This is a genomic window from Clavibacter sp. AC415 (assembly GCF_979252985.1).
The window spans coordinates 283,545-294,457 of sequence record NZ_CEEDAR010000017.1 but is presented as its reverse complement, the minus strand read 5'-3'; the positions used below and the strand labels follow the sequence as shown (position 1 = coordinate 294,457).

Annotated in this window: 6 protein-coding genes, 2 rRNA genes and 3 pseudogenes; 8 read left to right on the top strand and 3 right to left on the bottom strand. The window is 69.7% G+C overall.

Features of this window, described 5'->3' with window-relative positions; translation table 11 throughout:
* From ACZ411_RS10855 to ACZ411_RS10835, 5 genes and pseudogenes are all read left to right on the top strand, one after another.
* Positions 1 to 1,157: ribosomal RNA gene (locus ACZ411_RS10855) — 23S ribosomal RNA — on the top strand; the annotation flags it as partial.
* A 117-nt stretch (positions 1,158 to 1,274) separates the two neighbouring features.
* Positions 1,275 to 1,393 (top strand): 5S ribosomal RNA (rrf, locus tag ACZ411_RS10850).
* Positions 1,394 to 1,743: 350 nt separating this feature from the next.
* The gene (locus ACZ411_RS10845) at positions 1,744 to 3,177 is read left to right on the top strand and encodes a hypothetical protein (RefSeq protein WP_464170523.1); all 1,434 of its coding nucleotides are present in this window, start codon (positions 1,744 to 1,746) and stop codon (positions 3,175 to 3,177) included.
* Between the two features lie 311 nt (positions 3,178 to 3,488).
* A pseudogene (locus ACZ411_RS10840) lies at positions 3,489 to 5,337 on the top strand (ABC transporter ATP-binding protein).
* Positions 5,334 to 7,142: an ABC transporter ATP-binding protein gene (locus ACZ411_RS10835; RefSeq protein ID WP_464170521.1), complete on the top strand. Its 1,809-nt coding sequence runs from the start codon at positions 5,334 to 5,336 to the stop codon at positions 7,140 to 7,142. Before ACZ411_RS10840 ends, ACZ411_RS10835 begins: the two are co-directional and overlap by 4 nt.
* A 57-nt stretch (positions 7,143 to 7,199) precedes the next feature.
* Here ACZ411_RS10835 and ACZ411_RS10830 read toward each other — a convergent pair whose 3' ends face one another.
* Genes ACZ411_RS10830 through ACZ411_RS10820 form a run of 3 tightly spaced genes read right to left on the bottom strand, consistent with a single transcriptional unit; the run spans position 7,200 to position 8,542 of the window.
* Complete coding sequence (locus tag ACZ411_RS10830; RefSeq protein WP_464170519.1) at positions 7,200 to 7,706, bottom strand: hypothetical protein; 507 nt, start codon at positions 7,704 to 7,706, stop codon at positions 7,200 to 7,202.
* Between the two features lie 59 nt (positions 7,707 to 7,765).
* On the bottom strand, positions 7,766 to 8,086 hold the full coding sequence (locus tag ACZ411_RS10825; protein ID WP_464170517.1) for an MGMT family protein: 321 nt from the start codon (positions 8,084 to 8,086) through the stop codon (positions 7,766 to 7,768).
* Positions 8,087 to 8,089: 3 nt separating this feature from the next.
* Positions 8,090 to 8,542 carry a GNAT family N-acetyltransferase gene (locus ACZ411_RS10820; protein WP_094117051.1) on the bottom strand — a complete coding sequence of 151 codons (453 nt, stop codon included), beginning with the start codon at positions 8,540 to 8,542 and terminating at the stop codon, positions 8,090 to 8,092.
* 123 nt (positions 8,543 to 8,665) lie between these two features.
* Between ACZ411_RS10820 and ACZ411_RS10815 the strand changes: the two are divergent.
* The 3 genes and pseudogenes from ACZ411_RS10815 to ACZ411_RS10805 all read left to right on the top strand — a co-directional run.
* Positions 8,666 to 9,016 (top strand): annotated as a pseudogene (locus tag ACZ411_RS10815) (isocitrate/isopropylmalate family dehydrogenase); the annotation flags it as partial.
* A gap of 67 nt (positions 9,017 to 9,083) precedes the next feature.
* Complete coding sequence (locus tag ACZ411_RS10810; RefSeq protein ID WP_464170558.1) at positions 9,084 to 10,007, top strand: NADP-dependent isocitrate dehydrogenase; 924 nt, start codon at positions 9,084 to 9,086, stop codon at positions 10,005 to 10,007.
* 254 nt (positions 10,008 to 10,261) lie between these two features.
* Positions 10,262 to 10,672, top strand: a pseudogene (locus ACZ411_RS10805) (hypothetical protein); the annotation flags it as partial.
* Positions 10,673 to 10,913 lie beyond the last annotated feature (241 nt).

Genomic DNA, 10,913 nt, shown 5'->3' with positions numbered 1-10,913 from the left:
TTTTTGGCATGTACTTGGTACGGTTATTTTGTCCTTATTAACTCGTTGGTTGTCGAACCGATATTAACCGTTCCTCGTGCAGTGTAGAAGAGATGTTTTCGCATTTATCGTGAAACGCTTTCGCGTTTTTCGTGCGCCGCTTCAGCGGTGGTAACTGTCTCACCGTCCTAAGGTAGCGAAATTCCTTGTCGGGTAAGTTCCGACCTGCACGAATGGCGTAACGACTTTCCCAGCTGTCTCAACCGCGAACTCGGCGAAATTGCACTACGAGTAAAGATGCTCGTTACGCGCAGCAGGACGGAAAGACCCCGTGACCTTTACTACAGCTTGGTATTGGTGTTCGGTGTGGCTTGTGTAGGATAGGTGGGAGACTGTGAAGCTCGGACGCTAGTTCGGGTGGAGTCATTGTTGAAATACCACTCTGGTCACTCTGGATATCTAACTTCGAACCGTAATCCGGTTCAGGGACAGTGCCTGGTGGGTAGTTTAACTGGGGCGGTTGCCTCCTAAAAAGTAACGGAGGCGCCCAAAGGTTCCCTCAACCTGGTTGGTAATCAGGTGTCGAGTGTAAGTGCACAAGGAGAGCTTGACTGTGAGGAGACTGACAAGTCGAGCAGGGACGAAAGTCGGGACTAGTGATCCGGCAGTGGCTTGTGGAAGCGCTGTCGCTCAACGGATAAAAGGTACCTCGGGGATAACAGGCTGATCTTGCCCAAGAGTCCATATCGACGGCATGGTTTGGCACCTCGATGTCGGCTCGTCGCATCCTGGGGCTGGAGTAGGTCCCAAGGGTTGGGCTGTTCGCCCATTAAAGCGGTACGCGAGCTGGGTTTAGAACGTCGTGAGACAGTTCGGTCCCTATCCGCTGCGCGCGTAGGAAATTTGAGAAGATCTATCCCTTGGTGTGCCGAGAGGAGCCGGGATGGACGAACCTCTGGTGTGTCAGTTGTTCCGCCAGGAGCACCGCTGATTAGCTACGTTCGGAACGGATAACCGCTGAAAGCATCTAAGCGGGAAGCCGGCTTCGAGATGAGATTTCCATCCCTTTCAGGGTGAAGGCTCCCGGCTAGACTTACCGGGTTGATAGGCAGGATGTGGAAGCGAGGACTAAAGACTCGTGGAGCTGACCTGTACTAATAAGCCGATATCTTGAAAACACTTTGCTTGCGTCCACTATGTGGTTCCCGATATACGGTCGGGTACTAATTGAACAACCAGCTTGACTGGTCGATTCATCACAGTTTTCATGCCTTTTGTGGGTGTGTATGAGGTGTTTCGGCGGCCATAGCGAGAGGGAAACGCCCGGTCACATTCCGAACCCGGAAGCTAAGACTCTCAGCGCCGATGGTACTGCAGGGGGGACCCTGTGGGAGAACGTAGGACACCGCCGGACTTGATTTGGTAGTAACGGGAAGGCCCGTCGCACATCGTGCGGCGGGCCTTTCTTCGTTAACGGGCACCACCGCGATCTCGCCCGTCGCGGTCGTGCGCAGGTCCTGCTTGCCAGGGCCCTCACATCGGGTCCATACGAGCGGCCGATATCCTCGTCGCTCGTGACCGATCCCCACGAGAACGACCGCGACGAAGTCCGAGACCCCGCCGACAGCCGGAGGCGATCCCCAGGGAACCCGCGGCGGGTCGTACGACGACGCCCACCCCACCGCGAGTGCGTCAGGGCGGGGAGCCTCCAGGTCGTCTGCCGCCGCGGCGACGCCACTGGGCCGGGCACTGTCCGCAGCGCTCGTGGCAGCCGGCATCTCCGCGCTACTGGGGCTCCTCTTCAGCGTGCTCACCCTGTTCAGCGCCAACCAGCCCGGTGCCGCGATCCTCGTGACCCTCCTTGACTACTGGGCGGTGCACACGCTCGTCGCGTTCGTGCTGCTCGCGGCCCTCGCCGGAACCGGGCTGTACCGCCGGCTGTGGACCACCATCGTCGGATCCGTGGCCGCTGCGGTCGTCGGTGCGCTCGTCGGGAGCCTCGTGGGGGCGCTCGGTCAGGGCGCCACGATCACGGGCGACATCGTGCCGCCGCTCCTGGAGACCCTCCTCGGGCTCAACCTCATGTTCGTCATCGGCGTCTCCCTGGCATCGATCCTCCTGGGCCGTCGCCTGTGGGTTCGCCTCGTCGGCACCGCCCATGCGCCGGTACGGGAGCGGGTCGCGCTGGTGCGCATCCCGTCGTCCCGGCTCGCGGAGGGCGAGCTGACCCACCTCGAGCGCCGACCCGTGGATGCGGAGCTGGCGGATCGGCAGTGGGAGGGCTACGTCCTGGCGCTCGAGGAGAACGGCTGGTCGACGCGCGAGGTCGCACCCGCGGACGACGACCCCGACTCCGTCTTCGTCGAGGACGCCGTGCTGGTGCTCGGCAGCACGGCCGTTCTGCTCACGTCCGGCGCCGACTCCCGTCGAGGGGAGCGCACGGGCGTCGAGCGCGCGGTCGAGGCCCTGGATCTCTCGCTCGCCTCCATCGACCTGCCCGCCACCATCGACGGCGGGGACGTGCTCGAGGTGGGGCGCACGCTCTACGTGGGCTCCAGCAGCCGCACGAACGCCGCCGGGATCCGTCGCCTCCGGGAGATCGCCCGTCCCCTCGGCTACTCGGTGGTGGCGGTGCCCGTCCGTCGTACCCTGCACCTCAAGTCGCAGGTGACGGCTCTGCCGGACGGCACGGTGATCGGGTACGAGGCCCTCGTCGACGAGCCCGGCTGTTCCCGTCGTTCCTGCCCGTCCCGGAGGCCGAGGGGACGGCCGTCGTCGCGCTCGACGACGACACCCTCCTGCTCTCCGCCGCGGCACCGCGGACGGCGGAGCTCCTGCGGGGCCTCGGCTACGAGGTGGTGGCGGTCGACATCAGCGAGTTCGAGAAGCTGGAGGGCTGCGTCACCTGCCTGTCGGTGCGCGTCGGCTGACGACCCGGATCTCCAGCGCGAGGGCCCGGCCCGCATCCACGGATGCGGGCCGGGCCTTTGCACATCCGCGTCACCCGTCCATATCCTGGAAGGCTGCCTCATGCGGCCATTCACGTGGTCCATCGGTGCGGCCACACGTGAATCGCATACGCAGCCCAGGGAGGGTGTCATGACCACGACATCGATGACGCACGCACGCACGACCTCGAACCGGATCGGCGCCGTGATCGCGCACGCCACGATCCCGTCCGGCGTCCCGCGCCGCTAGCGCCACCCGCTCCCTCCGACCGGCCTGCCCGGCGCGCCGCGGACCCGTCGGCTCTGACATCCGGAACCGGCTCCCGAGACGCAGCGCCCGGCATCCGCTGGCAATCCCGCACCGGCGTCGTCGTCGTGCTCCCGAAGGCGGGACGCCGACGGCTGACCGCCGGCCCCGCACCCCTACCATCCTCCCGCGAGAGATCGCGGGACCTCGTCATCCGTCCGGCCTCCGCGCCAGGGCCCCCTCGTGGGCGCCCTCCGCTCGTGGCCGCAGAGCACGTCCGGCCGCGCATCGGCCGACTACGAAAAGGAACCCTCGTGTCCACCTCACCGCCCGAATCGCCCGACGCGTCGTCGGTCGACCGCCACGGCCGCCGGCCCGGCACCATCGCGATCCTGATGCGGCTCCTGCCGTTCGCGCGTCCGGCCATGCCGAGCATCATCGCGGGAATGGTGGTCGCGCTCGTCGGCTCCCTCCTGTCGCTCGTCATCCCGCAGATCCTCCGCGGCCTGGTCGACGGGCCGCTCGGCGACGGCGACTCGGCCGCCGTGCTGCCGGCCGTGCTCCTCATCCTGGGCCTCGGCATCCTCGAGGCCGCGATGATCGCCCTCCGCCGCTGGTTCGTGCTGAAACCCGGCACCCTGATGGAGGCCGACATGCGGAACGCCTTCTACCGGAAGCTGCAGCAGCTGCCGGTCGCGTTCCACGACAGGTGGCAGAGCGGCCAGCTCCTGTCCCGCATGGTGAGCGACCTCAACCTCATCCGTCGGTGGATGGCGTTCGGCCTGGTGCTGTTCGTCGTGAACATCCTCACGATCCTCGTGGGCATCGGCTTCCTCGTCTCCATCGACTGGCGCCTCGGGCTCGGCTTCCTGCTCTGCTCCATCCCGCTGTGGGTGTACGGCTACCTCTTCGAGCAGAAGTACTCCTCGGTGGCGCGCCTCAGCCAGGACCAGTCCGGCGACCTCGCCACGAGCGTCGAGCAGTCCGTGCACGGCATCCGCGTGCTGAAGGCCTTCGGGCGCGGCAAGCACATGCACGACGCCTTCGCGGAGCAGGCGGAGGAGCTGCGCGGCACGGAGATCAAGAAGGCCCAGGCCATCGCCGGGATCTGGCTGTGGCTCCTCCTCATCCCCGACCTCACCTTCGCGCTGGCGCTGCTCGGCGGAGTGCTCCTCGCCTCGGGCGGGGAGATCTCCGTGGGCGAGCTCGTCGCGTTCTTCGCGACCGCCGCCGTGCTGCGCTGGCCGATCGAGTCGGTGGGCTTCCTGCTGTCCATGACGTTCGACGCGCGCACCGCCATCGACCGGTACTTCGAGGTGATGGACGAGGAGGACACCATCACCGATCCGGCGACGCCCGTGCGCATCGCCGAGCCCCGCGGCCACCTCGTGTTCCGGGGCGCGCACTTCCGATACCAGGACGCCGCCGCGGGACAGCCCGACCTCATCGACGGCGTCGACCTCGACCTGCGGCCGGGCGAGACCATGGCGCTCGTCGGTGTCACCGGGTGCGGCAAGTCCACGCTCACCGCGCTGACCACGAGGCTGTACGACGTGACCGGCGGCAGCATCGAGCTCGACGGCGTCGACATCCGCGACCTCGGCCTCGAGGAGCTGCGCAGCCGCATCGCGATGGCCTTCGAGGACGCGACGCTGTTCTCCCTCGAGCGTCCGCGACAACGTGCTCCTCGGCCGCCCGGACCTCGAGGCCGGCGGGCCCGAGGCGGAGCGCGTGCTGCAGGAGGCGCTCGACATCGCGCAGGCCGGCTTCGTGCGGGACCTGCCGGAGGGCGTCGACACGACCGTGGGCGAGGAGGGGCTCAGCCTCTCCGGCGGGCAGCGGCAGCGCCTCGCCCTGGCGCGCGCGGTCGCCGCGGCGCCCGACGTGCTCGTGCTCGACGACCCGCTCTCGGCGCTCGACGTCGACACGGAGGCCCTCGTCGAGGCGGCGCTGCGCCGCGTGCTCGCCTCCACCACCGCGCTGATCGTGGCGCACCGCCCCTCGACCGTGATGCTCGCGGACCGGGTGGCCCTCATGCAGGACGGCCGCATCACCGCGGTCGGCCGGCACTCCGACCTGCTCGCCACGAGCGAGCACTACCGGTTCGTCATCTCGAGCCTCGACGTGGAAGGGAACACCGTGCGCGAGGAGGCCTCAGCATGAGCGTCACCGGAGTCACCGGCGAGGAGAGGGACGACTTCACCCGCAGCGAGAGCAAGCAGATCCGCAGGCGGTCGACGCGGCTGCTCGTCAGCACCATCCAGCCGGTCAAGCAGTCGCTGATCCTCACGGCCGTCACCATCCTCGTCGCCACGGCGGCCAACGTCGCCGGCCCCGCCCTCATCGGCATCGGCCTCGACCGGGCGCTGCCGGCGCTCCTCGACACGGGCGACTTCACGCAGCTCGCGCTCGTGATCGGCGCGTACGTCCTGGTCGCGGTGACGGGCGCCGTCCTGGTGGCCAAGTACCAGGTCATGTCGGCGCGGATCGCCCAGGAGATCCTCCTCGACCTCCGCAAGCGCATGTTCCTGCACACGCAGAAGCTGAGCCTGGAGTTCCACGAGACGTACACGTCCGGCCGCATCATCTCCCGCCAGACGAGCGATCTCGACTCCATCCGCGAGCTCCTCAACGGCGGCATCAACCAGCTCGTGCAGGGTGCGCTCTACATGGCGTTCACCGCCGTCGCGCTGTTCTCCTTCGACTGGGTCTCGGGCCTCGTGCTGCTCGCGGCCCTCGTGCCGCTGTTCCTCCTCAGCCTCTGGTTCGCCGTGAAGTCGCAGGCGCTGTTCCGGCAGACGCGCGTGAAGTCCGCGCGCCTGATCGTGCACTTCGTCGAGACGATGACGGGGATCCGGGCGGTGAAGGCCTTCCGCAAGGAGAAGCGGAACGCCGACGAGTTCTCGGAGCACGTCGAGGGGTACCGCGACACCAACATGCGCGTGATCCAGGTGTTCGGCGTCTTCGACCCGGGGCTCATCCTCATCGGCAACGTCACCGTGGCGGTGGTGCTGCTCGTGGGCGGCCTCCGCGTGGCCGACGGCCAGCTCGGCATCGGCGCGCTGCTGGCGGTCGTGCTCTACACGCGGCAGTTCTTCGGCCCGGCGCAGGACATGGCCATGTTCTACAACAGCTACCAGTCGGCGTCGGCGGCGCTCGAGAAGATCTCGGGCGTGCTCGAGGAGGAGCCGAGCGTGCCGGACCCGGTGCGTCCGGTCGACCTGTGGGAGTCCACGGGCCACGTCTCGTTCGAGGGCGTCGAGTTCGGGTACGGGAAGGGCAAGACGATCCTGCCCCGCTTCGACCTCGACATGCCGGCGGGGCAGACCATCGCCCTGGTCGGATCCACGGGCGCGGGCAAGACGACGCTCGCGAAGCTCATCTCGCGGTTCTACGACCCGTCCGACGGCCGCGTGGCGCTCGACGGGATCGACCTGCGCGACCTGCACCCGAAGGACCTCCGCCGCGCCATCGTGATGGTGACGCAGGAGGCGTACCTCTTCTCGGGGTCGGTGGCCGACAACATCGCCATCGGCAAGCCCGACGCGACGCGTCGCGAGATCCAGGAGGCGGCGGAGGCCGTGGGCGCCCACACCTTCATCGAGTCGCTGCCGGACGGGTACGACACGGACGTGAACAAGCGCGGCGGCCGCGTCTCGGCGGGGCAGCGGCAGCTGATCTCGTTCGCGCGCGCGTTCCTCGCGGACCCGGCGGTGCTGATCCTCGACGAGGCGACGAGCTCGCTCGACATCCCGAGCGAGCGCCTGGTGCAGCAGGGCCTCACGACCCTGCTCGCCAACCGGACGGCCATCATCATCGCGCACCGGCTCTCGACGGTCGCGATCGCCGACCGGGTGCTCGTGATGGAGCAGGGCCGCATCGTCGAGGACGGCACGCCGGACGCGCTCATCGAGGGCACCGGCCGGTTCTCGCAGCTACACGCGGCCTGGCGGGAGTCGCTGGTCTAGCGCCCGCGGCGGTGTGCCGCCGTCCCCGGCGGCGGCGTGCCGACGCCGCGACCGGCCTCAGAGGTCGAGCGCGGGCGATCCCGTCGGCAGCCACGCGTGCACGACGTCGCCGTCGGGTGCGGCGTGCCAGCCGTCGCCGCACGTCATGGTCGCCGCGGGCGACGGGTCCGGCCACCAGGTGTCCTGCACGCCGGGCGCGGGCGCGTCCGGGGTCGCAGCCTCGCATCCGAGCCGGTCGGCGGGCGTCGCCGACCGGAACTCGAGGATCGCGCCCTCGCCGCGCAACGACGTCTTGATGCGGATGTCGGTGGCGTCCGCCGGGATCCAGCCGGGGAGGCGCCCCTCGGCGTCCGCCGCCGCCGCGTAGACCCGGGCGTCCGCCGGCGTGGTCATGCCGCCGACGGTGCGCGCGGCCCCGCATCCGCCGAGCGCGAGCGACAGGGACGCGGCGAGGATGGGGGCGGCGAGGAGGCGGGCGGACCGGCGACGGGCATGGTCCCAGTCCAGCGGACCGGATGGCTCCACCGCGTCGGCCGCGAGGCCCCGGTCGTGGTCCCCGGGCATGACCCGCGGTCGGCCGTCCGGGGGAGGGAGCCCCGGACCCGGCGCGGCCGGCCGGACGGTCACGGGAACCAGCGGGCCGCCTCCAGGTCGACGCGGTAGCCATCGTCCGTCGGGGCGTCGAGGAGGGGCGTGCCCTCTTCCTCGTAGCGGGGGCGAGCCTCGCCGGCGAGGCCCGTCGGGGGATGCCCGCCGGCGCGGAGGACCCGCCACCAGGGCAGCCCCGCGCCGTGGTAGCGCAGCACCATGCCGACCGCTCGCGCGCCGCGGCGCCCGAAGACGGCGGCGACGTCGCCGTAGGTCATGACCCGACCGGGCGGGATCTCCGCCACGACCTCGAGCACGCGGTCGGTGAACTCCCCGGGGGTGGCGAAGACGGCCACGTGCTAGAGGGCCAGGGCGCCGATGGACTCGCCGTACTGCGTCTCGCCGATGACCTCGAAGCCGACGTGCGTGAAGAACTCCTCGGGCCCGTCCTCGCCGGGCTCCCACACCACCGTGAGGCGGTCGAAGCCGCGCGAGCGCGCCTCGTCGGCCAGGGCGAGCACGGCGAAGCGGCCCACGCCGTGCCCCTGCGCGTCCGCGTCGACGTTGATCCGCCAGATGCAGCTGCGGAAGATCTCCTCGTGCGCCTCGGGGTCGAAGTTGCCCATGATGAAGCCGACGACCTCGCCGTCCTCCATGACCACGCGCGGCCAGGCGGTGGTCGGGTTGACGTAGGCCTCGGCGATGGAGTGCGACACGGGGGCGACGTACGCCTCCTGCCCCGGCTTGAGCGTCAGCGTGTTCGCCGCCACGATCGTGCGGGCGCTCAGCTCTTCGAGTGTCATGTCGCTCATGGCCACAGGGTATCGGGCGGGCGTCCCGCGGACCAGGCGTGGGAACGACGGGGTGCGCGCGGGTGCCGGCGGGTGGATCCGCGGCGCCGGGCGGCCCCCGCGCGGATCCCGCGGGATGTCTCGATGTCGAGAGACAGGGGCCGCCGGGTAGGCTGGCCTGCGGATCCCACCGGCGACGAGCCGGACCCGGGGCGCGCCGACGGAGACGCGCCCGCGGAGGGCGCCGACGAGCATGAGGAGGACTTCGTGGAGAAGATCAAGGTAGAGGGGACCGTCGTCGAGCTCGACGGCGACGAGATGACGCGCATCATCTGGCAGTCCATCAAGGACACGCTCATCCACCCGTACCTCGACATCGACCTCGAGTACTACGACCTGGGCATCGAGAAGCGCGACGAGACCGACGACCAGATCACGATCGACGCGGCCGAGGCCATCAAGAAGCACGGCGTCGGCGTCAAGTGCGCCACGATCACGCCCGACGAGGCGCGCGTCGAGGAGTTCGGCCTGAAGCGGATGTGGCGCTCGCCGAACGCGCACGATCCGCAACATCCTGGGCGGCACGATCTTCCGCGAGCCCATCATCATCAGCAACATCCCGCGCCTCGTGCCCGGCTGGAACAAGCCGATCATCGTCGGCCGCCACGCCTTCGGCGACCAGTACCGCGCCACCGACTTCCGCTTCGAGGGCGAGGGCACGCTGACGATGACGTTCACGCCGAAGGACGGCTCGGAGCCGCAGCAGTTCGAGGTGTTCCAGAGCCCCCGGATCCGGCGTCGCGATGGGCATGTACAACCTCGACGACTCGATCCCGCGACTTCGCGCGCGCCTCGCTCTCCTACGGCCTCGCCCCGGAACTACCCGGTCTACCTGTCGACCAAGAACACGATCCTCAAGGCCTACGACGGCCGGTTCGAGGACCTGTTCCAGGAGGTCTTCGAGGCCGAGTACGCCGAGCAGTTCGCCGCGGCGGGCCTCGCCTACGAGCACCGCCTCATCGACGACATGGTCGCCGCCTCGCTCAAGTGGGAGGGCGGCTACGTCTGGGCGTGCAAGAACTACGACGGCGACGTGCAGTCCGACACCGTCGCGCAGGGCTTCGGATCGCTCGGCCTGATGACGAGCGTGCTCACCACGCCCGACGGGAAGGTCGTCGAGGCGGAGGCCGCGCACGGCACCGTCACGCGCCACTACCGCCAGCACCAGCAGGGCAAGCCCACGTCGACGAACCCCATCGCGTCGATCTACGCCTGGACGCGGGGCCTCGCGCACCGCGCGAAGCTCGACGGCAACGACGCGCTGAAGACCTTCGCCGACACCCTCGAGGACGTCGTCATCACGACGGTCGAGAGCGGGAAGATGACGAAGGACCTGGCGCTCCTCGTCGGGCCGGACCAGCCGTACCAGACGACCGAGGAGTTCCTCGCGTCGCTCGCGGACAACCTGCAGACGCGCCTCGCCTGACCCCGCGGGCGCCGCAGCCCGCACGGTGACCGAGAGGCCCCGCCCCCGCATCGGGGCGGGGCCTGCTCGGCGCTCATGGGCGATGCGCGCGAGGCGCATGTGCAGACGGCCGACGGGCACCGGGCCGCCGTCCCTACAGTCCTCCTCTACGCGTCTTCGACGCGTTCCCGCGACGCAGGGCGTGCCCGCCCGAGCAGCTCCGTGCACGCCGTGGGTCCGCAGCCGGCCGAGGCCGGCGACAGGAGGGAACAGCCATGTCCCGCACGCCGAGACCCGCGCTTGTCGGACCGGAGGCGCCGCCCGCGCGGGGCGCGCCCGCTCGCGGCCTGCGTCGTCGCCTTCGCGCTCGTGCTGGCGGGCGGCGCCGCGGCCGGCGCCGCGGTCGTCCCCCGCGCGGCCGTGCCGCGGCGTCCGGCGGACAGGGCACTACCTGGTCACGCTCAAGGGCCAGCCGGCAGCGACCTACGACGGCACCCTCGACGGTCTCGCCCGCACGACGGCCGACCCCGGCGCCCGCCTCGACGTGCGATCGGAGGCCGTCGAGCGGTATACCGACCACCTGGCCCACGCCCAGCGCTCGGTGGCGAGACTCGATCGGGGCGACGCCCACGCACGAGTACTCCCTGACGACGAACGGGTTCTCCGCGTCGCTCGCCGCAGCGCAGGTCCGGGCGCTGGGACACGATGCCGACGTGCTCAGCGTGGAGCCCGACCGGATGCTGCACGGGCGGTCGACGCCGCCATGCGCTCCCTGGTCTCGAGGGCGGCCACGGGCTCTGGGCGGCCGCCGGGGGCGTGGAGCGGGCGGGGGCGGGGACGGTGATCGGCGTCATCGACACGGGCATCGCCGCGGACAACCCGTCGTTCGCGGGGGCGCCGCTCGGCTCGAGCCCCGGCGACGAGCCC

Excerpts from the sequence above, each read along its gene's own strand:
- ACZ411_RS10820 (WP_094117051.1), bottom strand. The coding sequence starts at position 8,542 with ATGAGCGACATGACACTCGAAGAGCTGAGCGCCCGCACGATCGTGGCG.
- ACZ411_RS10835 (WP_464170521.1), top strand. The coding sequence starts at position 5,334 with ATGAGCGTCACCGGAGTCACCGGCGAGGAGAGGGACGACTTCACCCGC.
- ACZ411_RS10830 (WP_464170519.1), bottom strand. The coding sequence starts at position 7,706 with ATGCCCGGGGACCACGACCGGGGCCTCGCGGCCGACGCGGTGGAGCCA.